The 26943-nt window shown below is 59.6% G+C and carries 21 protein-coding genes and 5 pseudogenes; 6 read left to right on the forward strand and 20 right to left on the reverse strand.

The window, feature by feature from the left end; genetic code table 11:
• Positions 1-840: 840 nt before the first annotated feature.
• The 10 genes and pseudogenes from X771_RS01000000165285 to X771_RS0134690 form a co-directional block, all read right to left on the reverse strand.
• Positions 841-1593: an ImmA/IrrE family metallo-endopeptidase gene (locus X771_RS01000000165285; protein ID WP_050587473.1), complete on the reverse strand. Its 753-nt coding sequence runs from the start codon at positions 1591-1593 to the stop codon at positions 841-843.
• A gap of 35 nt (positions 1594-1628) precedes the next feature.
• Complete coding sequence (locus X771_RS1000000165975) at positions 1629-1859, reverse strand: helix-turn-helix transcriptional regulator (RefSeq protein WP_050587474.1); 231 nt, start codon at positions 1857-1859, stop codon at positions 1629-1631.
• A 1-nt stretch (position 1860) separates the two neighbouring features.
• A complete protein-coding gene (locus X771_RS142175) occupies positions 1861-2514 on the reverse strand; it encodes a hypothetical protein (RefSeq protein WP_031202989.1) in 654 nt (217 codons plus the stop codon).
• A 137-nt stretch (positions 2515-2651) separates the two neighbouring features.
• Positions 2652-3473 (reverse strand): hypothetical protein, encoded by an 822-nt coding sequence (locus tag X771_RS0134675; protein WP_050587475.1) that lies wholly within the window; start codon positions 3471-3473, stop codon positions 2652-2654.
• Complete coding sequence (dgt, locus tag X771_RS142170; protein ID WP_245262730.1) at positions 3470-4987, reverse strand: dGTP triphosphohydrolase; 1518 nt, start codon at positions 4985-4987, stop codon at positions 3470-3472. The genes X771_RS0134675 and dgt overlap by 4 nt, the downstream gene beginning before the upstream one ends.
• A 339-nt stretch (positions 4988-5326) precedes the next feature.
• A complete protein-coding gene (locus X771_RS142165) occupies positions 5327-5710 on the reverse strand; it encodes a hypothetical protein (protein WP_084566813.1) in 384 nt (127 codons plus the stop codon).
• Between the two features lie 1037 nt (positions 5711-6747).
• Positions 6748-7820 (reverse strand): annotated as a pseudogene (locus tag X771_RS01000000165290) (IS110 family transposase).
• Between the two features lie 64 nt (positions 7821-7884).
• Positions 7885-8178: a helix-turn-helix transcriptional regulator gene (locus X771_RS1000000167190; RefSeq protein ID WP_348524363.1), complete on the reverse strand. Its 294-nt coding sequence runs from the start codon at positions 8176-8178 to the stop codon at positions 7885-7887.
• A 217-nt stretch (positions 8179-8395) separates the two neighbouring features.
• A pseudogene (locus tag X771_RS01000000165295) lies at positions 8396-9044 on the reverse strand (IS256 family transposase); the annotation flags it as partial.
• A 2-nt stretch (positions 9045-9046) separates the two neighbouring features.
• Positions 9047-9720 (reverse strand): annotated as a pseudogene (locus tag X771_RS0134690) (IS256 family transposase); the annotation flags it as partial.
• Positions 9721-11422: 1702 nt separating this feature from the next.
• On the opposite strand from X771_RS0134690, the gene X771_RS142155 reads away from it, so the two are divergent.
• Together X771_RS142155 and X771_RS142150 are read left to right on the forward strand one after the other, a co-directional pair.
• Positions 11423-14176 (forward strand): type I secretion C-terminal target domain-containing protein, encoded by a 2754-nt coding sequence (locus tag X771_RS142155; RefSeq protein WP_084566815.1) that lies wholly within the window; start codon positions 11423-11425, stop codon positions 14174-14176.
• A gap of 26 nt (positions 14177-14202) precedes the next feature.
• Positions 14203-14571, forward strand: coding sequence for a hypothetical protein (locus X771_RS142150; RefSeq protein ID WP_023673611.1), 369 nt, complete (start codon positions 14203-14205; stop codon positions 14569-14571).
• Between the two features lie 510 nt (positions 14572-15081).
• Here the strand turns inward: X771_RS142150 and X771_RS142145 are convergent.
• Together X771_RS142145 and X771_RS1000000167205 are read right to left on the reverse strand one after the other, a co-directional pair.
• A complete protein-coding gene (locus tag X771_RS142145; protein WP_023673610.1) occupies positions 15082-15513 on the reverse strand; it encodes a L,D-transpeptidase in 432 nt (143 codons plus the stop codon).
• A 246-nt stretch (positions 15514-15759) separates the two neighbouring features.
• Positions 15760-15980, reverse strand: a pseudogene (locus tag X771_RS1000000167205) (chromosome partitioning protein ParB); the annotation flags it as partial.
• A gap of 172 nt (positions 15981-16152) precedes the next feature.
• Between X771_RS1000000167205 and X771_RS1000000168880 the strand changes: the two are divergent.
• Positions 16153-16305, forward strand: coding sequence for a twin-arginine translocase TatA/TatE family subunit (locus X771_RS1000000168880; protein ID WP_023673608.1), 153 nt, complete (start codon positions 16153-16155; stop codon positions 16303-16305).
• Positions 16306-16485: 180 nt separating this feature from the next.
• On the opposite strand, the gene X771_RS142140 is transcribed toward X771_RS1000000168880, so the two are convergent.
• Both X771_RS142140 and X771_RS1000000169800 read right to left on the reverse strand, forming a co-directional pair.
• Positions 16486-16707, reverse strand: coding sequence for a hypothetical protein (locus X771_RS142140; protein ID WP_023673607.1), 222 nt, complete (start codon positions 16705-16707; stop codon positions 16486-16488).
• Positions 16708-16786: 79 nt separating this feature from the next.
• Positions 16787-17380 (reverse strand): CatB-related O-acetyltransferase, encoded by a 594-nt coding sequence (locus tag X771_RS1000000169800; RefSeq protein ID WP_023673606.1) that lies wholly within the window; start codon positions 17378-17380, stop codon positions 16787-16789.
• An 82-nt stretch (positions 17381-17462) separates the two neighbouring features.
• Between X771_RS1000000169800 and X771_RS1000000167215 the strand changes: the two genes are divergently transcribed.
• Positions 17463-17825 (forward strand): glycosyl hydrolase 108 family protein, encoded by a 363-nt coding sequence (locus tag X771_RS1000000167215; protein WP_245262725.1) that lies wholly within the window; start codon positions 17463-17465, stop codon positions 17823-17825.
• On the opposite strand, the gene X771_RS142130 is transcribed toward X771_RS1000000167215, so the two are convergent.
• The 6 genes from X771_RS142130 to X771_RS142105 form a co-directional block, all read right to left on the reverse strand.
• Complete coding sequence (locus X771_RS142130) at positions 17747-18841, reverse strand: ABC transporter ATP-binding protein (protein ID WP_023673605.1); 1095 nt, start codon at positions 18839-18841, stop codon at positions 17747-17749. The two genes, X771_RS1000000167215 and X771_RS142130, sit on opposite strands and share 79 nt — an antisense overlap.
• A complete protein-coding gene (locus tag X771_RS142125; RefSeq protein WP_031202992.1) occupies positions 18834-20504 on the reverse strand; it encodes an iron ABC transporter permease in 1671 nt (556 codons plus the stop codon). Before X771_RS142125 ends, X771_RS142130 begins: the two co-directional genes overlap by 8 nt.
• Positions 20505-20624: 120 nt before the next feature.
• Positions 20625-21728, reverse strand: coding sequence for an ABC transporter substrate-binding protein (locus tag X771_RS142120; RefSeq protein WP_023673603.1), 1104 nt, complete (start codon positions 21726-21728; stop codon positions 20625-20627).
• Between the two features lie 213 nt (positions 21729-21941).
• A complete protein-coding gene (locus X771_RS142115) occupies positions 21942-23045 on the reverse strand; it encodes an ABC transporter substrate-binding protein (RefSeq protein ID WP_023673602.1) in 1104 nt (367 codons plus the stop codon).
• Entirely contained in the window at positions 23042-24448 is a 1407-nt protein-coding gene (locus X771_RS142110; protein ID WP_023673601.1) for a sensor histidine kinase, read from the reverse strand. The genes X771_RS142115 and X771_RS142110 overlap by 4 nt, the downstream gene beginning before the upstream one ends.
• A complete protein-coding gene (locus X771_RS142105; RefSeq protein ID WP_023673600.1) occupies positions 24435-25109 on the reverse strand; it encodes a response regulator transcription factor in 675 nt (224 codons plus the stop codon). Before X771_RS142105 ends, X771_RS142110 begins: the two co-directional genes overlap by 14 nt.
• 569 nt (positions 25110-25678) lie before the next feature.
• On the opposite strand from X771_RS142105, the gene X771_RS0134700 reads away from it, so the two are divergent.
• Both X771_RS0134700 and X771_RS06490 read left to right on the forward strand, forming a co-directional pair.
• On the forward strand, positions 25679-26008 hold the full coding sequence (locus X771_RS0134700; RefSeq protein ID WP_031215577.1) for a hypothetical protein: 330 nt from the start codon (positions 25679-25681) through the stop codon (positions 26006-26008).
• A gap of 204 nt (positions 26009-26212) precedes the next feature.
• A pseudogene (locus X771_RS06490) lies at positions 26213-26943 on the forward strand (IS256 family transposase); the annotation flags it as partial.

Raw genomic sequence — 26943 nt, forward strand, 5'->3', positions numbered from 1 at the left:
TATCCACTGATACCTTTGGATCATACCGCAATGATCTAAAGGGATCAAATAGAAATTGGTCACAGCAGCACAAATGCGAGCGGCTCGAGCGTTGATAGCTCTCTCACAATCGGAGCTTGCCCGTAGGGCGGGTGTTTCTATTCCGACGGTAAAACGATGTGAGAGCGACAGTGAGCGCGCCGCCGTCGTCTCCGATGAAACCCAGGACAAAATCCGTGCTGTTCTTGAGGCAGAGGGTGTTGAATTTACGAACGGCAATCATCCGGGCGTGAGGTTGCGGCGACCGTGATCGACTACGAATGAAGTAACATCTGGCGGGCTGGCGTCGAGTTGGGGCGAGACGCGTAGCCGCCAATCAGACGAGTTGAGAAATGGCCGCAAGTGGGGCCGAAAACGGACTGGTAGGTTGAAGTGTCTATCCGGGACTAAGCTGCCGTTCAGCATCCGACCTCAATGTCGAACGTCTGAGCACACATTTCGGCATCTCAATGCTGCCATTCGAACTGCGGCTGGAAGTTAACTTCGATCGCGCCGGGCGCATACGATTTGCGTCCGCACAGTAGATAGTGCACCAAATAATCGTGGTTCAACTTGAATTACTTCACCAGCCTTAGCTGGCCACGAGGAGGCGTAATTGGTTCCGTCCGCAGGGCCGACGGCACACCAACGGTCACGAGACCAAACAACAGTTTCGCTAACTCCGCCTCAGGCAACGAAAGAAGCTGGGACAACCCGACTAACCCCAACTGTTCATCCCGGCGAACCTCGCTTAGCACCTTCTGCCAGATCTGGGATTGCTCGCGTCGAATTGGCGAAGGCTCTGCAGTCCGCCAGCCCCGCCTAGAGATCTCGACGAAAATCTGCTGGTAATTCCATTTGGTAAGGAGGCCGATCNCCCAACTGTTCATCCCGGCGAACCTCGCTTAGCACCTTCTGCCAGATCTGGGATTGCTCGCGTCGAATTGGCGAAGGCTCTTCAGTCCGCCAGCCCCGCCTAGAGATCTCGACGAAAATCTGCTGGTAATTCCATTTGGTAAGGAGGCCAGTCTCGTGCAGTCGGTAAGCCATAGCAGCAACCGATACCGACCACTCTTGCTTCAATTGCACGACTTTTGGAAGCCCGGAAACCCGCCCCACAGCCCGGAGCGGCGCCTCTGGCATCAAGAAGGCTGAAGCAAACTCATTGGCCTGCTTTTCAGCCTCAAGCCCATTTGGCGAAGCATGCTTGTGCAACACGAGGTGCCCGAGCTCATGCGCAGCGTCGAATCGGCTTCGCTCTGCCGATTTTTGGGTGTTCAAAAACACATAAGGCCGCGCTCCCCGCCACAGCGAGTACGCATCGACCTCTTTGCCATCTTCCCCAAGGGAGAAAACTCGAACACCTTTCAACTCTAGCAAATGAACCATGTTCTTAATGGGTCTGTTGCCCAAGCCCCAATAGTCTCGCAGCCCGGCTGCCGCAGTCTGAGGTAACTCATCTCGCATGTCCGGCAGGTCAGCGCCCGGCAGGTCAAACTCTCCATCCAACCAGTCCGAAAGAAGGAAGGCTACAGCGCCAGCGGCGATCGCACCGTCTCGCTGCCGAGCCGTCATCTTGNGAAAAATCCCTACTCGCTATTCGCTACTCACTATAAGCTCACACCTTCCACCAGTGGAATGTCCAGGTCGTCAGCCATGAAGAATTCGAGAGGGAAGCCGAGTACCCGCGCGAATTTCCGAGCTACGTCATCGCTAGGCAGGTATTCCCCAGCCTCATAACCGGTCACAGTACGAGGTTCGATACCAACTCTGGACGCAAGTTCTCGCATCGTCAGCCCGGCCCGCTGACGAGCTACTTTCAGCCGCGATTTGTTGAACATTTTATGCGGCCTTGCGCTTCACCGGCACGTCGATATCGGGCGTGTTATCTTTCTTCTGCGGCACGCCGCCGTCCACACCAGGTATGGGGATGAAAATGCGTTCAGCCCAATCGGTCACCATTTGGTCGTCGAAGTCTGACGGCAAGGACAGCTCGGCCCGGCATTGTTCATCATCAATGTTTATAAGCAGCATATAGGTCTTGTAGTTAAGGACCGTCACAGCCCGGAGCAGATCAGCTTTCACTGTATCGGGAAAAAGATCGCCTTCCACACTGTTCTTCAAGACGGCCGCCTCCGTAAAGAGACCCTTGAGTGACTTTGTTCTTGGCACGCCAGGCCATCTGCAAGTGAGGTGGTCGGCACTTGCTACGACAATGTTGATCTCACTCGAATCGTTGATCACCAACGAGTAGTTGCTCGGATCGTCCTTGCGCCAACCAAGCGGCACCAATTCATCTCGCAGAGTGCGCACTACCATTCTCCAGGCCTCGGTACCGGGTATGAACGGCGGGTCATTGTCAGTGCAATTCAACCGGGCCACGTGCCCAGCCTGTACAGCCTTGATCAAGGCCTCAACAGAGATGCCCAGTTCCATTAGACGACGGCGAGCGTCAAAAGGATGCTGGTAGAGTGAGGCGCTCGCTACAGTGCTCATTGACAGAATCCAACTTCATTTTTTTCACCTTCTAGCAGGTAAAAAAAATGAAGTCCAGTGGGGCGGCAATCTTTTGAAAGCCGTCGTGCCATCCAGGTGTTCAGCCGGCGAGCGCTACGAAGACTGACCCTCAAGCGTTACCGCCACCAGACCTTGAGAAGCTCCAGGCAACTATTTTGCCCGTCGACCTCGCCTGGTCCGTACTGGAGATGGTTGAAGGGGGAAGAGCCCTCGGTGAACGATTTGATTGCCGCGTGCTCGTAAAGCTCCGACATGACGGCGTGCGGATCACTGCCGGCTGCAAGGCAGCGACCCAAGCCATTGCGCGCCACATAGTCCACGATCTCTCCGCTGTTGCGGGCCATGCCTTCTGCTAGATAGCTCGTGAGCTTGGGGCCAAGATCCTGCCGCCAATCCAGCAATATCTTCAGTGTGCGGGCCAGCGTGCCGATATAATGAGGATTGGCTTCGAGATTAATATCGACAATGCCGTGCTCGATACTCGTCCAGAACCGATCCGAGCGCGTTATTACCTGTGTTCGGCAGTGAAAGATCACCGCATCACAGTCGAAAAACGTCGTCCTCACGAGATCGTCTAGCGAGTGCACTGCCACGTAGCCGTGGCTCACGGCCCAAGTTGATTGAAGCGCCCATATGTCGAAGTCGAAGCGACCGTATTTGAGCCTATACCCACCGAAGCGATTGCGCTGACCGCCAAGCGTGCGGAGCAGGCTATCGAGCACGTCCGGCGAAGCATCGACGACAACGTCCACGTCGGAGTTGAACGCATCACGACCCTCGCGCGCGAAGTCACGCGGAAGCCCGCCGAAAATCGCGCTATCACCTGCACCACCCAGAATATCGACCAGCGCGCCGATCTCGGAACCCTGCGATCCTCTGATGAATTCAGCGATGTCGTCGCTTAGGCCTCGGTCGCGCAGATGAAGGCTGACGTTCATGCCGCTCCTCGCTTACGCAAATCGTCAAGCATCGAAATCGCAAAGCTATCCGTCATGCCGGACATCATGTCCGTCATCAGTTGCAACTCACGATACCGGATAGGCATGCGGTTGTCGGGAGATTCGGCAACACGCCGATAGTTCTCCGAAATGCGTGAGTAGACGTACTGATGCAAGGGCGTGGTACGCTTCGAGCCGATGTCGAGCGGGTCCTTGCGGTTGGTGATCGCAGCCCAGAAGATATCCATGAGGCCGTGGATCGTTTGGTGGCCCCGCAGTTCGACTTCGAGCACTTGGCGGTGCGTATAGATATGCTTGGCGGCAAAGCTCTTGAGGAGGGACCACAAGCGATTTGCCTCCGATGCCGCCATAAGCTCCTTGTCGAAGTTACCCACCATCATCGCCGGCAGATTTTCGGCAAAGGCTTTGGTCGCCGCCACGATCATCACGCCGATAGCGTTGACCCGAAACATCTGCATGGTGATGTCGTCGAGTTCAGCGGCAGACAATGATTGCGCCCGAAATTCATGGTGCTGCTCCTTCGCCTTTGCAAGTACCGACTCGATGCACGCATCGCCGGCACCTTCGAACTCCAGGAAGCCGGCCAGCCGATCGAAATTCACCAGGCCCTTCTTGGCAGCATCTTCCACATCAACGATGGAATAAGCGATGTCATCACAGGCCTCCATAATGAAGGTCAGCGGATGGCGGATCCCTTCACCCAAGCCCGTTTCGGCCCACACTTCCTCAGCGATATCGGCTTCGGACTGGAAGTAGTTGAACTTCTTGCGCGCAAGCACCTTCTTGTTCACCTTGTCCGACGGGCTGGGATACTTCATGAGCGCCGCGAGGAAGGCATAGGTCATGTTCAGGCCGAAAGAGTCGTTGACGATCTGAAGTCGCGTCAGGAGCCGGAATGCCTGCGCGTTGCCCTCAAAACGCAAAAAGTCGTCCCTGAGTGCAGCCTCGTCCAATCCCTCGAATATCTCCGGAGCTCTGGCCTTCATCCAAGACTGGATGGCGTCTTCGCCTTGGTGGCCGAACGGGGGGTTACCCAGGTCGTGGGCAAGGCCGATAGCCTCAAGCAAGGCAGGGACGTTGCGTTCCGCCACGACGCTCTTCGGCAGTTTCAACTCTTCAGGATAAACGTAGACAAGGGCGGTGCCAAAGCTGCGGGCCATGTTGGCGACTTCATGGCTATGGGTCAGGCGCGTACGCACACTGTCATGCGGATCGAGAGGAAACACCTGCGTCTTGTCCTGCATCCGTCTGACAGGCGTAGAGAATAAGATACGGTCGTGATCGCGTTCGAGCTCGGTACGATGCTCAGCGGTCTTGGCGGAGCGCTCAACGCTCTTTCCTCTGGCCTTATCCTTGCGGCGTTGTGGATTGAGCAGCTTATCCCAGTTCAGACCGACCATTATCCATTCCCCAATGTCGGCCATGGTTTCGGCTTGAGCGCTCGATTCGTCAATCGATTGAGCTTTCCGGACCACATAACCATGTTGATTCATAAGCAATCGCAAACGCCTGGTCGATCGGAGCATATTCCTTGAACGGCGTTTATGTTCTTTATTTGTTCCGAGTGGGTGCGGAAGGCGCCCAAGGATAGGTTCTGCCTCACGAGAGTGCTGAAGCGAAAGCACCCGAAATTCTCGGAAAACAAAACTACCGTGCGCTCCACCACTTGCAATCGTTCTCTCACGCAGCGGGCCAATAGAGGCGGTCCAGCCAGAATCCGTCCCATCCGGCAGTTACACAAGGCGCAGCTTTTGGGAATTTGTCACGACAAATGTCTGACGTGAAGGCGCATGCCAGACGTTCATCACCTGACCATCCGCGAGCCGGTCACATCAACCCTTCAACATCGTCGATCGGAGAATGGCCTGCATATGCTCTGCGAGGTCGAGTTCGCCACGCGCCTCGATCTCTAAAAGATATCGGGCCTTGACCAGGCGATCTCCTCCAACGGCAGGATAGCCGCAGATGGCGAGCAGCGCCCTCTCCTCTTCCCGGCTGGCTCTGGCGCGGTCGTCGCTGCCACCGCCTATCTCGTGCAGAGCTTTGCCGAACTCAGCATAGGCTGTCTTGTGCGCCTCAATCAGCGCTCGCAGATAACTGGATGGCTCTTGGTCTCGGGTCGGAGGCTCCGCGCCGAGCGCCGCTGCCGTCATCGACGACGCGACGACTGCGCTGCCGGAGTGGAGAAGCAAGGCGCGGCGGTTGATCCTAGACATGGCAACCTCTCCCATTTGCTTTGATGGCGATTAGGCAAGTGGCGTAAAAACCATCAGACCGTAACACGACGGTTTGCGTATTCGTGTCAGGATGGGTAGATCTCTGGCAGTCAAGAGCCAATGCGGCCGGGCGATGCACAGTGCCTCTGGACCGATGCCGGACCCGATGAAAGCTTGAATGTTGTTGGCGGACGTGTCTCGACCGGTACGCGTTTCGTTGGGGCCGTGGAGCCTTGTATCCGCCGTGCCGAGTACGGCGCCTGCCGACAAGCCTGCGCTCGGCCGCCATCCTACGGCCGGCGCTGGCGACGTCGGCTCCACGGGCCGAAGTGACGCGTCTCTGCGGCGGGGGTCGTTCGCCGATCGCGGGCCAATACAGGCTGGGTCGGCGAGGTTCTAACGTGGTCTATCCAACAGCTCGTTAGCTACCGACGAGCGGCTCTCACCACGCCCTCCTTTCCAAGCCCGAGCCCCACAAAGGCCAGCCGGGCGGTCGCACATCGCACTAAGCTACGGACGAAGAACGAAAATCGACGATCTTGAGAGGTGCAGGAAAAACAGGCACCTCGCGAAAATTGGGAATAACCTATTGGAATAACACGACCGCCACAGCCCGCACCTCGCGGCCTTTTATCTAGCCGTCTTAATCGGTCGTGCTAGGCGAGAATTTGTACGCATCGTCGTTTCTCCTTCCATCTACGATAATATACGAATTTATTCTCCACGCTACGTTTCCACGTTTTGGCGTCGAGTTCCGATGCGCCGAGCAGTCTTACGCGCTCTGCGACGGGTGTTTCGGCTGCACTGTGGCAGCGCTCGAACCGTCGTGGCGCACTTTTCCATCGGACTGGCGGAGCATCGTCACAGGCAATCGAGCGCGGTCCGGCCGTCTGTGGATCGGCGCGGCCGCAGGCAAGATAACGTGCGTTCCGTCGTTCCTGGTCTGCATCGGTCCTCATCCGCCAAGGCGGATCTTCGTGTTCAGCTGGCGTCGTTCACGTTGCTGACGCCCTGCGTTTCAACTGACGATCCCCTGCTCATCGATGGGCTCCGAGCAGCTTGCGGTCCTTGAGATGAGCGCGCTGGGCAGCGTCGGTTGGGCTTGCCGCCGGATCGCCGACGTAGAACGTTCCGTCGCTCCACATGGCGTGCATGATCACCGCCAGCTTGCGCGCCACCGCCACGCACGCCTTGCGATGGCAGGAGCGTTTGGCGATTTCCCGGCCCAAGCTTTTGCCCTTGTCCATGCCGCGGAGGCGCGTCATCAGCGCCGACGCCGCCTCGTAGAGCGCGCGCCGCACGGCCGCGTCGCCAGCCTTCGAGATGCGTCCCTGGACGTCGATCGATGTGCTCGACTGCCATCGCCGCGAGGTCAGCCCGAAGTAGGCGGCGACGTCACGCGAGCGGCGGAAGCGCGATCGTCGATCGCCGTCATGAAGGAGAGCGCCGTCACCGGGCCGACGCCGGGGATGGCCATGAAGCGTCGGCACAGCTCGCTACGCGCGACGATCTCACCACCAGATCGTGCAGCCGGCAATATTCCCGCCACTGAACGGCGCGCCCCGACAACATGGCGTCCATCAACTCGGCTGACAGCGGATCGGCCGCGAGCACCGCCTGGTCGAAAGCGCCACGCGACGTGCCGCCAAGCTTGATGCCGAACGCCTTCAGCGAGTGCCGGAGGCGTTCTCAAAATCGACGAACTTGCGCTTCAGGTTGCGCCGGTGGGTCAGTAAAAGCCGCATCCGATAGCAATCCTGCGTCTTGATATGGGCCTGACGAAACCAGCCGGTGCGCATGATGTGGGCGATGCCGAGCGCATCGGCGGCATCCGTGTTGTTGCGCTGCGCCGACATCGCGGCGCCCACGTGCTGTGTCTCCAGGCAGATCGCCGGAAGGCCGCGTTTCAGAAGCTCGGGATTAAGCCAGGGCGACAGCGATCCGGCCTCGTGGCCGACGCGCCGCAGCCGCGCCACGAACGGCTTCAACACCACGAACAACGCATCCGGATCGGTCTCCACCTTGACCGTCAAATGCACCTCACCATGTTCGTCGACGACGGACACCGCAGTTTCGTCCACGCAACATCCAGTCCGCAAAAATATTCCATCAGCCGCCTCCTGCGTGGCTTGACAGGTGATTTCTTAGCAGTTGCCCTGCTGTACTTATATATACTACTCCACAACAAAGGTAATTTGAAACGGACTCAGCATTATGCCGCAGTCTCCATTCTCAGCGAAGACAAACCTGATACCTCCCTCCTCAAGAGTTTTTTCAATCGAGCTGAGTGTTCGTGGACCTATTGGAGTGCCAGCTTCCAATCGCGTGATCGTTGTCGGGGCGACCCCCGCAAGGCTGGCCAGCTCGCTTATTTTCAGTCCCAGCGCCGCCCGAGCCATTCTGCATTGGACACCTCGGATCGTCATTTCTCGTTGCCCCGGTGAACGAAAGTCCCTGGCAGAGATCATATAACTGCTATTCGCGCCATGGTTTCCCTTTCTGTTTTTTGAGAAGGCATAATCCGGCCATTTTGCCCGTCAGATCGTGTCCCGCGGCGTGGTGTAGCTGGCGGCATTAGTCGCCGTGCTCTCCGGCATGGGCCGGGCTGATCAGCGCGCCACGGCTGGCAGGCTGATCAGGGGATCATCGCTCATCTGGCTGATCGTTTCCAGAGNGCCGGGCTGATCAGCGCGCCACGGCTGGCAGGCTGATCAGGGGATCATCGCTCATCTGGCTGATCGTTTCCAGAGTCATATATCTGGCCCGCTGCACTGCCCATTCATCGTTCTGTTCGAGCAGGATTGCGCCGACGAGGCGCACGACCGCATCGTCGTTCGGGAAGATTCCGACGACCTCGGTGCGCCGCTTGATCTCGCCGTTGAGACGTTCGATCGGATTCGTCGAGTGGAGCTTGGCGCGATGTTCCTTGGGGAAGGTCATGTAGGCCAGCACGTCGGGCTCGGCGTCGTCCATGATTGTCGCCAGCTTCGGCACCTTCGGCTGGATCTGGTCGGCGACGGCGCGCCATTGTACGGACGCGGCCTCGGGCGTTTCCTGGGCGAAAGCGGTGGCGATGAAGGCTGAGACGACCCTGCGGCCGCTCTTGCCGGCATGGGCCAGCACGTTCCTCATTGAAGTGGACGCGGCACCTCTGCCATGTCGCGCACAGCACCTTGGTGACGACCGCCTTGAGGCCTTCGTGAGCATCGGAGACGACGAGCTTGACGCCGCGCAGGCCGCGACGTGTCAGCTTGCGCAGGAACTCTGTCCAGATCGGCTCGGCCTCCGAGGTGCCAATCTCCATGCCCAGTACCTCGCGCCGGCCGTCCGCGTTGNACAACGAGCTTGACGCCGCGCAGGCCGCGACGTGTCAGCTTGCGCAGGAACTCTGTCCAGATCGGCTCGGCCTCCGAGGTGCCAATCTCCATGCCCAGTACCTCGCGCCGGCCGTCCGCGTTAACGCCGACGGCGATGATAACGGCGACCGAGACGATCCGCCCACCGCGGCGGACCTTCAGGTAAGTGGCGTCGATCCACAGGTATGGCCAATCGCCCTCGATCGGCCGATCGAGGAAGGCCTTCACCTTCCCGTCGATCTCCTTGCACAGCCGCAAGACCTGGCTCTTGGATATGCCGCTCATACCCATGGCCTTGACCAGGTCGTCAACCGACCGGGTCGAGATGCCTTGCACATAAGCTTCCTGGATGACGGCGGTTAGCGCCTTCTCGGCCATGCGGCGCGGTTGGAGGAAACCTGGGAAGTAGCTTCCCTTCCTGAGCTTCGGGATGCGCAGCTCGACCGTGCCGGCCCGCGTCTCCCAGTCCCGGTCGCGGTAGCCATTGCGCTGGGCGAGCCGCAGCGGGTTCTTCTCGCCATAGCTGGCGCCGGTGGCCGCGCCCACCTCCATTTCCATCAGTCGCTCGGCGGCAAAGCCGATCATCTCCCGCAGCAGATCGGCATCCGGGGTCTTCTCCACGAGCGTGCGCAGGTTCATCATGTCGTCGGTCATCGGTGGTCCTTCCGAAATGGGTTGGCGTCAACAACCAAACCCTACCGGAAAGCGCCGATGACCACCCACACGCCGCTCGCTCGCTACAGCGCTACTAACGGCGCGCTCGTGAGCGGCTTCGCTACTGCCGAGCTACACCACCTGATGGGACACGACCGCCCGTTCACGGCAGGTCGCGCATAACATAGTATATCTCGGAAGTTAACTAAGCCTAAACATTCAACTGCAGCGTCATACCTGATTATATCAATCAGCCTTACAAGTGGTTGCAATTCTTTGGAGGTGCCTGTCTCTTGCCGGGAAATGCCGGAGGGATTTCAGCAATGACCACCAATATCGATTTGGACAGTTTTTCGGGTTTGGCCGACGAGCATTCCGGGCCGAATGAACACAGCAGCCAGGCAACGCCGGTAGAGATCCAGGTTGCGCAAGCAACTTCGACGCAGCCGCCCGCGCCGCCAGCGTCCGAACCGGTGCCGGTCGACGTCGGAAGCGGCGCGCCCGTTCAACCGGCGGCTCCCGCGGCGGCGAACGCAGCGGCGGCGCCCCATGAATATGTGGCCGACGCTAGCAACATGGTCAGGCTTCCGTCCAGCGTTTCCATCGACAACATCAAGGTCGACGGCCACAACCTTTTGCTCGAACAGGCCGACGGCTCGGTGATCGCGATCAAGGATGGCGCCCTGAACGTGCCGACCTTCATCATCGGCGACGTCGAGGTGCCGCGCGTTGCCTTGCTGGCCGCCCTTGAAGCAAGCCACGTCGATGTCGCCTTCGGCGCCGACGGTTCCATGTCGGCTGGTCCGGGAGGTGCCCCGGGCAGTGCTGGTGGGGACTTTACGGTTCCCCCAGGCGGTATCGGTGACGGATTCGACCTTTCGGCCTTGCTCCCCCCGACGGACCTGCAGTTTGGGCAGTTGGAGCCACGCGAGTTGACCATCGGCGTCTTGGGAAAGGACTCCACGCCATCGATTGGGCTCATAGGAGAGACCACCGTCTATGAGGCCGGCCTTCCGGCACGCGGCGGCGAGTCCGCGGGCTCGAACGCTGCCGCCAACTCGGAGACCACCTCGGGCACCATCGGCTTCACTTCGCCGGACGGCGTGTCGGTAGTCTCGCTCGGCGGCCATGTGCTGACCGGCGCCGCGCAGACCTTCACCGACGCCACCGGCTCGCTGACGGCAAGCTATGTCTACAATCCGGCCACCGGCGCCGGCACGATCAGCTATTCCTACACGCTCGTCGACAACACCACCGGCGACAACACCACCGCCAGCTTCGCAGTCGTCGTCACCGACACTGACGGCGACAGCGCACCGGCCGGCAACCTGGTCATCAACATCATCGACGACGTGCCGACGGCGCATGCCGATACCGACAGTGTAGCCTCCAACCAGTTCACGGCCGAGGCCGGCAACGTGCTGACGGCGGTGGGCACCACCTCGCCGGTGACCGGCATCGATGTCCTGGGTGCAGACGGCGCAGCGGTGGTTGGCGTCCAGGCCGGCGACACCAATGCCGACTTCACCGGCTCGCTCGGCGTGCAGATCCAGGGCACCTACGGCAAGCTGACGCTTAACGCCGACGGCTCCTACTCCTATGTACGCGATGCCGGCTCGCAGGGCGGCCACGACGACGTCTTCACCTACACCATCAAGGATNCGCACCGGCCGGCAACCTGGTCATCAACATCATCGACGACGTGCCGACGGCGCATGCCGATACCGGCAATGTCAACGAGGGCGCTTTGCTCACCGTATTGGCGGCGGCAGGCGTGCTCGTCAATGACGTCGCCGGCGCCGACGGGGCCACGATCGATGGCGTACGGGCGGCGGGCGGCAACACCACGACAGCAGTATCGGGTGGCGTCAACACCGACATTGTGGGCCTGCACGGCACGCTTCACCTCAACGTCGACGGCTCCTACACCTACCAGTCGACGGCTCACAGCATTAACGCGAACACCACGGACGTGTTCGTCTACACAATCAAGGACGGCGACGGCGACTTCTCGACGACGACATTGACCATCAACCTGACGGACGTCAACGATGCACCGGTTGTTGCCAGCACCCAGAACTGGATGTCGAGCGACCCGGGGCAGCAGACCCTTGGCACGCCGACTTATCCCAATGGATATCCGCTGCTGGTCTCGATCCCGACGGATGCGGATGGCGACAACCTGATCGTCACCGCAACAGGGACGATCCCGACTGGGGTGTTCTACTACAACGGCGTGACCTATGTCGCCCTGACAACCGGCACCGTGCTCTACAATCCGTCCGGTGGCATCAACCTGCTGGGTAACCTGGTCTACACACCAACCGCCTCGGTAACCGATACTGTCAACACCAACCTTACGCTGAATGTCTTCGATGGCACCGACACGACTGTCCAGACTGTCGGCATCCACGAAGTGCCCCCGACCAGTCTGCCCAGCGACACTGCTCAGGTGGGCAATGGCAGCAGCCCTCTTACCTCGGGAAATGATCAGGTCACGACCCTGGCCCTGTCACAAGCCACGGTAAATGCTATAATCGCCGATCCTCATAGCGCGACTCTAGTAGTCTATACCGACTTTCAAGAGTCGCCCTTCGTAACGCCGATACCTGTAGCGGAGCGAAATCCCGGCGTGTTCGGAGACAGCAGTGCGGGATCGCATCGCGAACAGGAAGTCCAGGTCGAGATAGTCATAGGCACCAACCATTTCGCAGTTGTCGAAGACGATCTGACCGCCGGAACATTCGAACAGAGCTGGTTCTACGATCCGGCCACCGGCCTGATGAAGGCAACTGTCGACTACGACCATATCTTCCTTCTGGACGGCAGCGGCAACGCCACCTCCACGACGCTTGCCAGCTATTTGATCGCACACCCACCTACAGCCGGCGACTCATGGACGCTGTCTTACTTCGACAATAGTGGTGGCAATTACCAGGCGCGCTCGGTCAGCTTCTCCTTCTTCTCGCATGATCCGGGCGATCCCGGCATCACGGTGAATGGCGACGCCACATTGGCCGACCAGATCTATGGTACGTCCGGTGTCGATCATCTGTCCGGTGGCGGTGGAAACGACATCATTATCGGACGGGGCGGCAACGATTTCCTGACGGGCGGCGCCGGCGCCGACACCTTCCTGATCGGGACTGGGGATTCGACACCCGTTATAGGCGGAACCGGCAATGCCGGGACGATCACCGGCTATGACATCATCACTGACTTCGTCGCCGGGACCGACAAGTTGGCCCTGCCAGGGACTCTGGTGGCCGCCACCGCCGGCCTTGTCGACGGAGCAGGAGACTCCGTATTGACGATCGGCGGAGATACAGTGGAATCTCATTCGGTCACCAACGGCATCGCCAGTTTCTTCGGAACAGATGCCGGCGGCTCGCCGTTGGCTATCACCTCAACCGCAGCTCTCGCGGCGGCTGTCCAATATCTCATGGGCACAGACATCGGAAACGCCGGGGCGACGCTCGCATTCACGGCAACCATCTCGGGCGTAAATCATACGTTCGTCTATACCCAGACAACCACCAATGCCGGCGTAGGAGCACTGGTCGATCTCCAGAACGTCACGGTAGCGAACCTGAACACCCTGATCGGCGGATCGGTCGATCCGATTATCCTGGATCTGAACCATGATGGCTTCGCCTTCTCCGACGTCAGCCATGGCGTCCAGTTTGACATCAATGGTGACGGAACCAAAGACCAAATTGCCTGGAACACCTCGAACGACGGCATGCTGGCGATCGACCTCAACCATAACGGCAAGATCGATGATGGCACCGAGCTGTTTACGCCGAGTTTCGGCGGCGGCCATTTCGCCAGCGGCGCGGCGGCACTTGCATCGCTCGACAGCAATCATGACGGCGTCATCGATCAATACGACGATGCCTTCAGCAGCCTGCTGATCTGGAAGGACGCCAACGCCAACGGCATCAGTGACTCTGGGGAATTGTCACACCTTGCTGATAACGGTATTATTTCGATCAGCACGACAACGACCTCCGCTGTCGGCGAAATCGATGGGCAGGCCGTGGCAAGCAACGGCACCTTCCAGATGGCCGACGGCACGACCGGCAACTATATCGAGGTCGAACTCAACACCTCACTTGTTGCGCCCGTGGAAACGTCCGTTGCCTCCGATGGCACAAGGACCTTCACCATCGGCTCGCTCGAGGTAGCCGACCTGATCGCAGACTTCCACGATGGCGACCAGCTTGATCTTTCCTCGTTGCTCAAAGGCTTGGCTGGCGTCACCGATCTCGTAGGCGGCGGCTTCGTGGAGATCGCGCAGTCCTCGGCCAATGCCGAGGTCAAGGTCGATACCGACGGCGGCGGCGACAACTATCATACGGTCGCCGTGCTTGAGAACTACACATTCCACAGCGCCGCCGATGCGGTCAAAATACTCTACGATGACAGCCACGGCACCAAGACGGACGTGGTCTAAGGGGCGAAAGGGACGGGGTGAGGAGCATGAACAGAGTTTTGCGAGTGGCTTTCGGAGCCGGGCTGCTGTCGATATGCGCGACAGGACTTCAGGCCGCCGACATTATCGAAGGGCCGGTGGCCGACTATTGCCGGACCGTCGGCACGTCGAATTTGGTGTTGAACGACAACATCGTCGATCTCAAGACCGAGGTGGTGAAGCTCATGGACGAGTCGGTGGCCGTCGCCAACAGCTCGGAATGGATCAATTCGTCCCGCCCCGCCTTCATCTGGGCGTCGGAAGCCAAGGTCGCCTGCGGCATGGCCTATGGTTATCTCAAGACGAACTACAAGGACGAAGACACCCTCAACAAGTGCGAGTGCTTCCACGACCGCATGGTCGAGTACATGAACTGACCGGAAGGGATCAAGTCGCGCCGACAGGCTGACGATGACAGCCCACGGGAGATTGTCGAGAGCGATTGCTGGAGCGATCGTACTGGCCATTTCTGCCCCTGAAGCCCGTGTCAATTGGCTGGAACGACCTGCCCTTGAGCCACACGCTTTATCCGGGTCAACGCGGCCGGTTCGCTGTCATGCAGTTCGGGAACTTTTCGCACGGGCAATTGTCCCAAAACGGATGACTACTAGCTGATCTTGGCCCACCACAACCGGTGGATTCCAACGCCGTCGGCTTAGTCCGGACGCCTGACCCAACCCATTCGTGCCCCGACTGCGGGTAAGCCGTCGAGCGGATTGAGCGCGCCTAGTGCGCGGAAAGCCGCAATATGGCCGACGAACTGCAGCACGCATCATCAACGGCCCCGGCGTGATCTCCGTGAAGTCGTTGACCATCTCGCCGGGCGAGAGCCAGCCAAAGGCGGGCACGGCCGCTTGCCGTGGGTGTCTTTTCGTCGGCGCCGAGCCTCAGTCGGTGACGACGATCCGCGTGTTGCCGAAGCCAACTTCCCGCACCATTGAATAGAAGGTCGCGGCATTGGCGGTGTGCAAGCGGACACAGCCATGCGACGCCGGGCGTCCAAGGTATCTCACCGCGCCGGTGCCATGAATGGCATAGCCGCCACGGAAGAATACCGAATAAGGCATAGGCGACATGTCGTATTTGCGCGAATACCACATCCGCGCTGTCCGTTGCGGCCGATAGGCGCCGCGCGGGGTGATGTAACCCTTGCGGGCGGTGGATACGCTCCATCGGTAAAGCACTTGACCATAGCGGCTGACAGTCATGGTCTGCGAAGATACATCAATGGTGGCGACCAGGCCCGCGGCCTTGCCTTCGACAGACGTGCCGAACAGCATCGCAGCAAGTGCTACCGCCATGAGAACAACTCTGTTCATGAGATCAAGCCCCTTTTATGCCCTTTGCCTGACTGCCATCGCGCGGTTTCTTCATCTTTAGCGGCAGGTGAGTGGCGTAACACACAGTCTTTGACGAAATCGCCAATCTAAAGCAGCGGATTTGAACGATTCCCCGTCATAGCTGCCGCGACGACACGCACAATCGATGTAGGCGGCAGGCTTGCACAACCACCCCGTCCACTGCTCAAATCGTCGGATGAACGAACAACACCTGAAGCTGGTTACCTCGCGCGTGATATTCTCATCGAGGCTGATTTCGTGCGGATCGTTCACGGTGTCGATGACACAGCGGATCGGTTCGGTCATCTTGATCTGCTTGCGTTTTTACGCGAAGCAACTGCTCGACCCTGCGGCCTTCGCCAGATGCTGACTAAATGGAAGCCGGTTTCCGCACTTTCGCCGTCAAGCTCCGGCTTCACCACAAGGTTTTGCAGGGGTTGACGGGCGGTCCACATGGCCCGAAATATGAACGGCAATCGCGCGGCCTCATGGTGGAATGGCCCATGCGAGCGGTTTGATGACCGGGCTTGGCGGTGTCGATCGAGGCGTTCAACCGGATCGGTCGCAAAACCGCGGAGAGATTGTCGCTACCGGCGATGTGCGCGAGAGTCCGAACCGATGTTCGGATTTGGCATCACCCACCTGGTGGTCATCTTTGTGGTGGCGCTGGTTGTTTTCGGGCCAGAGGAGCTTCCAAAAGTCATGCGATCGCCAGGGGCGATGATGAAGACATTCAATCGGATCGCTGGTGATTTCGGAAGTTTACAGTGACGATGCGGATGCCCTCAGCCTGGTCCGAGCGCTCCATCCTGCAATCATCTTCGCGCCTACGCCGCGGTGGTATAATTCCTTGTCGCCGTAGGCGATGTACCCGACCAAGTCCTTTCGGCCGCCCAGCAATACCTAATTTTGCTCCACAACCCATTTGTTGTAGGGGCTTGGGCCTGATGATTATCTGGTCCTGCTGTTTTGCCGGTCGCGGTAATTATCGAATGACCAGAGAAAATATTGGTCAACCGCTATGGCGACGAACAGGAAAATAGCCAGCGCGGCAATGCCTGAGAGCCAGTATCCGGCACCCAATCTGTAGGCAGATAGGCCGGTCGCCGCTGCAGCCAGCCCCGCGAAATAGGCATCATACTGGTAGAGCAATTTCAGCGTAAAATTTCTCATCGATCGTTTCTACACCAATCCCTTGTTCCCAGGAAGGTTCAGGCGTGACGACATCGCATCGCGCCGATGGCCCAGATCGCTAGACCTTCCGGCTCGACACCGACTTGGTTCTGGTCGCGTGCTTAGCAATGAAAGTCTCGATCGGACCGGTGAGAATAGCTGCCTCGCTCTTGATCTTATCTTCTTCCCATAGCCACCACTTTATTTCCAGCAACTGTGCAATGACATCAGTAGGGAACCGACTGCGGATGACTCGTGCACGATTGCCGGCGACTATTGAATACGGCTCGACAGACTTGGTGACCACGGAGCCGGCACCCACAACGGCGCCATCGCCAACGGTCACGCCTGGCAATATGATGGCGCCGTGGCCAATCCAAACATCGTTGCCAATCGTAATGCCTCCAGGCTTTCCGGCGTTGGGTATCGGCTCAGGCTGCTTCAGGAGGCGGCTATAAATCGGGAATGAAGTGGCACTCTTTGTCTGGTGTTGACCAGTACACATGAAGAGGACTTGGCCAGCAACTGAGCAGAAGCTCCCCACGTCTAGGGGAGATTCACTAGTTGGGAAAAGCACCTTCCGCCAAGTGACGCCATAGGTGTGGCGGCCGACAGAAACATGCTCGGGCAATTTCGCACGTGCGTCCCGAATCCACTTCGAAATAGCCGACATTCTTCGATCCGCCTCTGCCGAATGGCATAGCCGGAAAACACGCATCAACACAACCCAAGAGGAATTGTAATGGCAGTTTCCCGTGAGAAGGAATCGCTTGCCAAGGTGCTCGCGCACGAAGGCGACTATTCAAAACAATAAGAATGATCCTGGTGGCCCAACATTGAAGGGCGTCACCCAGCGCGTCTATGACGCTTGCTGGGTCGGCAAGGGCCAGACAAAGCGCTCGGTCAAAAGCGTCACGACCGACGAGCTGAACGAGATTTACGACCGGCTCGTTGCCGCGAACGGCTTCTTCTTCCCGGCGGAATTTTTGTGGTCGCCGTTCGCGGTAGCGGGTGGTCGAACTTCAATGCCCGCATCAAATTACTTGGTCGTGCCCAGCGTTCGGCTCCCGCGTTCCGCCGCGAAAACCATCAGGTCCTCGACGGGGAATTCAACGTAGTACTGGCCGGACGGAAGGGCATCGCGGGAATAAGTCCGGACCGTCAGGTCATTGCCTTCGAAAATCACCTCGTGCCGGTCGCCGAGGAAAAGGCTCTCGACGCAGGTCATGGCAATACGCCCCGGGCCGTCCTTCCCGGACCACGTCACCCGCTCAAGCCGGACGAGTGCGGTGACTTTGGTGCCGACGGTCAGCTCCTCCTGAGCACTGCCCACGAGATGGATGCCGTTCGCGACAATTTCCGCACGGTTGCCCTTGATGGCGGCGACCACGCCGTCAAGGCGATTGCTGGCGCCCATAAACTCTGCTGCAAACAGACTCTTCGGCCTGTTGTAGATTTGTTTGGGCGTTCCGTCCTGTTCGATCTGGCCGCCATTGAGCAGCAGGATGCGGTCGGCGAGCGCCATCGCTTCGACCTGGTCATGGGTGACGCACAGTGCCGATAGGCCGAGATTGGTGATGAGGCGACGCAACCAGATCCGCGCTTCCTCGCGCAGCTTGGCGTCCAGATTGGACAGCGGCTCGTCGAGCAGGATCACGTTCGGCTCGTAGACCAGCGCGCGGGCCAACGCGACGCGCTGTTGCTGCCCGCCGGAGAGCTGGTGCGGATAGCGCTCACCTAGTTTGCCGAGGCCTATGCTGTCCAAAGCCTTCTGGACGCGGCTGGCAAGATCCGCCCGAGACACTTTGCGCAGCTTCAGCGGATAACCCACATTCTCCGACACCGTCCGGTGCGGCCACAGCGCATAGGACTGGAATACCAGCCCGAGACCGCGCGTTTCCGGCGCCAGATTGATGTTCTGCTCCGCGTCGAAAAGCGGCCTGTCACCGAGCAGTATCTTGCCGCGGTTGGGTGTTTCCAGACCGGCGACCGCTCGCAAGAGCGTCGTCTTGCCGGACCCGGAGGCGCCGAGCAAGGCGACAATCTGGCCTGGTTCGACCGAGAAGGACACACCTTTCAGGATCTCGAGGGTGCCGTAACTGAGGCGCAGGCCGTCTATGATGATGTCAGTCATTGAGGCGGACTCCAAAGCGCATCGCTACGGCGAGACCGGTCACGATGATGACGGTGTTGATGACGGCAAGAGCGGAGACCAGATCGATCGCGCCGGTGCCCCACAGGGAAACCATGAGCGAGCCGATCACTTCGGTTCCCGGCCCGAGCAGATAAACGCCGGTCGAATATTCACGCGCGAAGATCAGGAAGATCAGCAGCCAGGCCGAGAACATCCCGCCACGGATGAGCGGCAGCGTGATGTCCCTGGCGACCCGGCCTTCGCTGGCGCCAACTGACCGGCCGGCTTCCTCGAGTTCCTTGCCGATCTGCAGGAGCGTTCCGGAAATCAGTCGCATGCCATAGGCGAACCAGACAATGGTATAGGCAAGCCACACCGAGATCATCGTGGCACGCAGAGGCGCGATCGGCTTGAAGAACAGAAAGATCCACAGCATGGCGAGGCCAGCCACAATACCCGGCATCGCCCGCGGTATCATGGCCACGTAGTCGACGACTTTGGTCAGGGGTGCGTTCGAGCGGTGACCGGCGAGTGCCACGGCGGTATAGGCCGCGATCGAAGCCGCACCGCCGATGACCGCAACACCGACCGTGTTGACAATGGCGCTGACGACATTCGGATAGTCAGCGAGATCGCGATAGTGATCTAACGTCAGCACCTCGAAGATGTTCACCCCGACGCCCCAGCTTGTCACCAGCGAGCGAATTGCGACGCCGCCCACCGGTATGATCACCGTGGCCGCGAACCATGCCACTACGAGCGCGAAGGCCGGCCAGCGAAGCGCGCCCAGCCGAATGGGGTTGTGCCGGCTGCCCTTGCCCTTGACAGACACATAGCGGCTGGCATTGCGCAGCATGTAGCGCTGCAGCACCACCAGCGGAAGCGCGATCATGATGATCGCCACCACCACTACGGCCATCAACTGGTAGGAAGGAACCCCGAGCTTGTTGGTGAGCTTGTAGAGATAGGTGGCGAGAACCAACACCCCTTCCGGATCGCCAAGCACCAGTGGCAGGCCGAAAAGTTCGAAACCAAGGAAGAACACTAGAACCGCCGCATAAAGCACCACCGGCATCACCATGGGCAGCGACACGCTGGCGGCGACGCGCCAGGGGCCGGCGCCGACGATGCGTGCCGCCTCTTCCAGGTCGGCGCCGACATTGCGCAGCGCCGCCGACGCATAGAGATAGACATGCGGGACATGGGTGAGCCCGGCGATAATCGCGATCGATGTCACCGAATAGACATTCCAAGGCACGTAGCCAATCACCGACTTGACCGCCAGCGAGACGAAGCCGACTGGTCCCAACGTCATCACATAGCCGAAGGCCAGCACTACCGCCGACATGAACACCGGGATGAGGATGATCGGCTCCAGCCAGCGCTTGCCCGGCACGTCGGTACGCACGATGATGAACGCCAGCAGGATTCCCACCGGAACGGCGATCAATGTCATCCCCACCGCGAGCTTGAGCGAAGTCGTCAGCGCCAGCCAGAAATCCGCATCTGCAAGGATGAAGCTATAAGCCTTCAGCGACAGATGCGCGGTCTTCTGGAAGAACGGGCCGGACAGAAAACTCTGGTAGATGATCAGCGTTACCGGCGCCAACACCACCAGGATGGCGAGGAGATTGGTGCTGACACGAAAGACGCGGAAGGGCATGATCGCCTCGAACAAAGCCGGGGGCCGTCCGCTAGCAAGAGCGCAAGCGCGCCGTTCCGATGGTTCTTAACAGCAAGAAGGGCGGAAGAGCCGATTGTGGCGGCACTCCCGATCAGGCGATTACTCGCCCTTCATGGCTTTCTGCCACTCGTTGAGGAACGCCAGCCGTGTCGTCTCGTCCAGGCCTTCGAGCAGTTTGTCGTCGAGCGCGATCGGATGAACATTTTCGCCGGCAGCGGCCTTTATGGACGCCAGCGTGGTTGCCCCCTCAACGTCATCACGAACGGCATAGAGCTTGATGTCGTTGGCGATCAGCTTCTGCGCGCGCGCCGACAGCAGATAGTCGACGAACAACTTCGCCGCATTGGGATCCTTGGCTTCCGCTGGAATGATCGTGGCGCGGGTGGTCACTAAAACATAATCCTTGGGGATTATCACACCAAGGTTCTCGTCCTTGGCCTGTTTGGCGAGGCCATACGAGCCGAAGATGCCGTAGGCGATGGAATGTTCGCCAGACGTGACCTTCTCAATCATCGAGCCGGCGGAGCTGTAGAGCTTGATATGGGCCTTGCCAAAAGCCTTGTTGAGCGCCCAGGAATCGGTCCAGGTCTTGGCGTCCTGGTTGTAGAAATAGAAGCCGACCCCGGACTTTTCCGGATCGTAGGACGCGATCTTGCCGTCGTAATCGGCGGTCTTGCCGGTCATCAGCTTGAGCAGATCGGCGTGGCTTGCGGGAACATCGCCTTCAGGCACGAGACGCTTGTTGTAGACGAAAGTCACCGGGTCGGCTGTGGCACCATAGATCATGCCCTTGTACGACGCCCAGGCCGGAACGTGAGCCGCCTCGACGGATTTGTACTCCTGCGCATAACCGTCTGCGGCAAGTTTGATCTGCAGATCCGGAGCCGAAGACCAGGCGACATCCGCCGTGCCTTGGCCCGAAGCGGTTTCGGCAATGACGCGATTGTAGAGTTCGGTCGAATTGAGGTCGGAATATTCTACGGCAATCCCGGGGAACGCTGCTTCGAAATCCTTGAGCAAGGGCTGGACCAGCGCCGCATCGGTCGTCGAATAGATGCTGAGGTGTCCTTCCGCGGTGGCGGCGGCCACCAGATCCTTGTAGTTGTCCGGATACCCGGCGGGAATTTCGGCAGCGGGGGCAAGCGTCGCGAAAGCGGCTGACAGCGAAAGCACGGCCGTCATCGTCGCAAGACGATTTTTCATTGAGGTCTCCTCCAAGTTCGCCTAAATCGTACATCCTCCAGGCACAAAAGGCGAGTATCATCCTGACCTGTCACCAACCTGTCACGGCAATGTAGAGGTTTGCTCAGCCGACTTGGGCCCGATGGGTCGTGCTCAGTTTCTCGACGACAGCCGGATCGGCCACATCGACATATCGCTGAGATTGTTGAAATTTTGGAGCGGCATCCTGCGGGGTCACGGTCGCTGGCCCTGGGCACCGATCATCGACTTGCTCCAATCTTCGATGAAGCGGCGGCGCAGCGCCTCGTCCTGTACGGCAAGTAACGCAGGGCCGATGCGAATGGCGCGCGCGATACCAGACTCGCCAAGTGTTTCCGGGCCGTCCGCTCCGTCAGGCAATTGCCCATTCTCGGCGAAGAAAAAGGAACTTTCCCTCGCGACTTTCTGTCCCCGGGCTGACAGAAGGTAGTCGAGAAATCGTTTGGCAAGGGCCATACTCGGTGCCGTCTTCGGAATGAGCGCGCCACGACTGAGTATCAGCGCATAGTCCCGCGGGACAACGACCCTTAAGTCGGAATTGTCCCTGGCCGCCGCATAGGCGTATGACCCGATCATATTGTAGCCAATATACAGGGTCCCGTTTGCAACGTCCTGAAGGGTCTCCGCGGTGCAACAACGAACCACGGTTTCCGCTCGGCTCATGCTTTCCAGAAGCCGACCGTAGACCGCGGTCGTCTGCCGCGCATCACTGAACGCCAATAGGTAGCCGATGCCCGAAAGCCGGATGTCGAACGTTCCGACCCGCCCACGATAAAAATCGATCCGCCGCCTAAGAAGATCGGCGAGTTCGATGTGGGTGCGCGGTACGTCGCCGGACGGCACGAGGCGGGCGTTGTAGACGAAGACGGCCGGTTCGTAGGTAAAGCCGAATACTTCGTCGCGCCAGTTTGCCCAGTCGGCGACATGCGCGGTTTCCGCCGACACGTGCGGCGCCGCGCAGCCGTCATTGGCGAGCTTCACGAGTTGGTCGACCGACGGCGACAACAAGATGTCGCCCAGCACCGCGCCCGTCCGACAGGCTTCGCTGGCACTCTTTTGCAAGTCGTTGGTGACATATTCAACATAGTCGACTGCAACGTTGGGGAAAACGGACTGAAAGTCCCGGATCAGGGGTTCCATCGCCACCAGATCGGTCGCGGCGTGGATCGACAGTCGATCCTTCTCCGGCTGTGGCGAAGGGAAAAATGCGCTGCTTCCTTCAGCAGCTCTTGCCGCCTGATCGACGCACAAAAGGATTGCAGCCAGTAAAGTGAATGCCCGCAATGCTCTCGCTATCATCCTGCCTTCTCTCTGGCGATGGGCAACGTCAAGGTGACGGTGAACCCTTGCGTGCGCTTCCCGCCATCCTCGCTTTTCTCGCGAAAGGTCAGCGCGCCACCGTGAGCCGCCGCCACCTCCGACGCGATGGCGAAACCCAGACCTGCGCTGCCGTCGTGAGATTTGGACGTTTCGAAGCGCTGCGTGACTCGCTCCCACTCGCTCGGCGGAATGCCCTGTCCGTCATCCTCGACCTCGACATGGGCAAGCGTACCGTCGCTGCGTACCCTGACCTCAAGGCGCGACATCACTCCGTGGCGCAGGGCATTGTCGATGATATTGACGATCGCTTCACGCAGGCTGACGGCGTCCGCAAGCACGACAGGTTCATCGTCAGGCGCCTCGAAGGAGACGATGATGTCCGGATCGATAGTTATCGGAACCGCCGCACGGAAAGCGCGCCGTGCGACGTCTGCCAGGTGGTGCGGCTGAAGCTGCACGGAATCGGCACGATGGATGACCATGGCGTGGCTGAGCAACTGGTTGGTCAGGCGCGCAAGTTCGCCGGCGCGCTGCTGTATGCGATCGAGATGCTGGCGGCTCGACTTGTCCAGCTTGGCTTGACTCAACAGATCGAGCTGCGCGGTAAGTGCCGTCAGCGGCGTTCTGATCTGGTGCGCCGCGTCGGCGATGAAGCGCTGCAGGAGTTTCACGCGCTCGTCGAGCCGACTCATGAAATAATTGATGGAAGTAACGAAAGGCCGCAATTCTCGCGGGACGACGACTGTCACGGGCGTAAGGTCTTGTGGATCACGACGGCGAAGCGTCGCTCCCAGATGCTTGACCGGTTGCAGAGAATAGCGAATGGCCACCATCGCCCCAGCCAATGCCAATATGCTCATGATAACCAGGAGGACGGTCGCTCTGAGCGTCAACTCCCCCGCGAGCGCACTGCGCGCTTCCGTGGTCTGCCCAACGATGACATGCGCCCAACCGGATACGGCGGGATCGGATAGAGCGCGAGCCACCACCGCTATGCGGACCGGTTCGCCGCGATAACGCGCCGATTCCAATACCGGGACATCGTGTATTGCTGCCAGATCAACTTCTGTTTGCAGATCGGCATAACCTGTCAGCGTCGCGCCGGAAGGATCGATCACGCGATAGAAGATGCGGTCGCGGCTGGCGAGGCCCAGGAGCTCAAAAGCCGATACCGGCAAGTTGACGATGAGTGAACCGGATTCAACCGTAAGGCTGTCCGCCATCTGGATCGCCGCACCTAGCAGAAGCCGGTCATAGGCGTCATCGGCGGCGGTTCGCGCGTAGTACCACGCCGCACTCACCAGAAGAGCCGCGCCCAGGCCCAGCACCAGCGAGATGCGGACCGCCAGGCGCGTGAAAAGGGAAGGCTCAGCCGGTATCATCGGAAGCCAGCTGATATCCCATGCCCCGCACGGTGACGATCTGCGCCTTGGCGCCTTCCAGCTTCTTGCGCAGCCGGCCGACATAAAGTTCGATCGCGTTCTGATTGACCGGCTCGTCAAACCCAAAAAGCTGATCGATAAGTTCATCCTTGCTGAAGACGCGACCTGGCCGCGACGCCAGTATCTCAAGCAACGTCATTTCGCGTCGTTTCAATTGCACCTCGCGCCTGCCTACCCGGACCGAGCGGCTGGCGCGGTCGAGCACGACATCGCCGCACTGAACGATGTTGGTCGCCTCGCCGCTTTTCCGCCGCAGCAGAACACGGGCGCGCGCTTCCAATTCGCGGAAATCGAACGGTTTGACCAGATAGTCGTCGGCGCCGATATCGAGCGCGCCAACGCGGTCCTCTATCTCCGAACGGGCCGTCAACATCAGAACTGGGGTCGTCTTTCTTGCCTGCCGGAGCCTTCGAACGATTTCGAACCCGTCGAGGCCGGGCAACATGACATCGAGTATGACGAGATCGTAGCTGGTGAAACCGAGGATTTCTGCGGCAGCACGACCGTCCGTCTCCCAATCGACCGCATGGCCGATCGTTTCGAAGCGGCGGCTGATTGCCTCGCCAACGTCGTGCGTGTCTTCGACGAGGAGAATTCGCATGACGGAGCATTTGCACGGAAGCAGTAGCCTATCAAGCGTCGCGCTCGACAGCATCTGCGGATATCAGCTGTTCAGCTTCCAATCATCCGAACGACTGGCTGCGCCATGCCGTCTGCCTTCATTTTGATCTGCGTATACACTGTCGGCCGACGAGGGCGCATCAGGCGAGACAGGATGCCCGGATTGTCGTGACGACAAAATGCAAGCTACGATGTCGACTGTCGTTCTCGCAAAGACACGGTGAACTTTTCGCCTGCATCTTGTTGTCGTTGGCGTCGTCATTTTCATCTTTTGCCTGGTTGCTTGGCAGCGCCCTCCGTTTATCCTCGCAAACGCGGCAGTCTTGGTGGCGATTGTGCCGTTGGTCATGTGTGACGCGGCGGTTTGTTGACTGCGTTGCGCCCTTCCGGATAGCCTTTGGAACAGCTTGGCCTAGCAAATGGCTGGGTCTCGCCTGAATTGAAGAAAAACTCGCCAATTTGTCCAAGGTGTTAGTGCAGCATTGCCCTACCTTATCGCCGCTTGGAGTGTGATCGGCAATCGTGGTACCGCAACGCCGGGAGGCGACGATGCGTGTCATTTTCCGATGTGATCCGATGTTGATCGAGCATTTGCCACGCCCGATCCTCGCGCGCGGTGCTCTACCGGATTGGCTGCGCGCAATGCCCGCCACTGCCTATTCGGCGATCCACGGCCGCGACATTCGCACGTTCAAGCAGTGCCCGCCCGTTATCGATGCGATGACCTATGGCTTCATGATCCTCCTGCCGTGCGACGTCGTCGTCGACAAAGGGACCTTTTCCTGGGACTGGCAGATTCCAGACCCGGTCAGTGAGAACCACCCCCGAGCGCCTTTGAGCTTCCACACGCCGGGGCAGCTCGCCGGCAGCCCGTGGTAGTGTGCTGAGAGTTCTGCAAATTCGCTGAGAGGGGGCGGTCATGGCAGGCTGGTGATTGTTCACGTCACCTGATTCCCGCGAAGGAACGCCACCATGACCAAGACTGAAGNGTGTGCTGAGAGTTCTGCAAATTCGCTGAGAGAGGGCGGTCATGGCAGGCTGGTGATGTTCAACGTCACCTGATTCCCGCGAAGGAACGCCACCATGACCAAGACTGAAGTTAAGACCGCCAGCGCTGCCGTCAAAGACATTCTGCTTTCGAACCCGGATGGATTGCACGAAGTGCTCCGTGCGGTGATGCAGGAGGTGCTTGAGGCCGAGATGGACGAGGCGCTGGGTGCCTCGAAGAGCGAGCGCACGCCCGAACGGCTTGCCTATCGCTCGGGCTATTACGGCCGTACCCTTGTGACGCGGGTCGGCAAGCTCGAACTGCGGGTTCCGCAGGACCGGGCCGGGCGCTTCTCCACCGAGCTGTTCGAGCGCTACCAGCGTTCGGAACGGGCTTTGGTGGCGACGCTGGCCGAGATGTACGTGCAGGGTGTGTCGACCCGCAAGGTCAAGGCGATCACGGAAGAGCTGTGCGGTCATGCTTTCTCGGCCTCGTCGATCTCGGCCATCAACAAGCGGCTGGACGAGAGCCTCGCTGCCTTTGCCAGGCGCCCGCTTCAAGAGCCGTTTCCTTACCTCATCCTCGATGCGCGCTACGAGAAGGTGCGTGAAGCCGGTGTTGTCATGAGCCAGGCGGTGCTGATCGCGGTCGGTATCGACTGGGACGGAAGGCGCCAGATCCTGGCCGTGGAGATGGCCAATCGCGAGAGCCGCTCGGCCTGGAGGGACTTCCTCGTCGGCCTCAAGGCGCGCGGCCTCAAGGGCGTCGAGTTGGTTGTGTCCGACGATCACGCCGGCCTGGTGGNGCGATCGGCGAGGTGATCCCC

This window comes from Mesorhizobium sp. LSJC269B00, from assembly GCF_000502815.1.
Classification (GTDB): domain Bacteria; phylum Pseudomonadota; class Alphaproteobacteria; order Rhizobiales; family Rhizobiaceae; genus Mesorhizobium.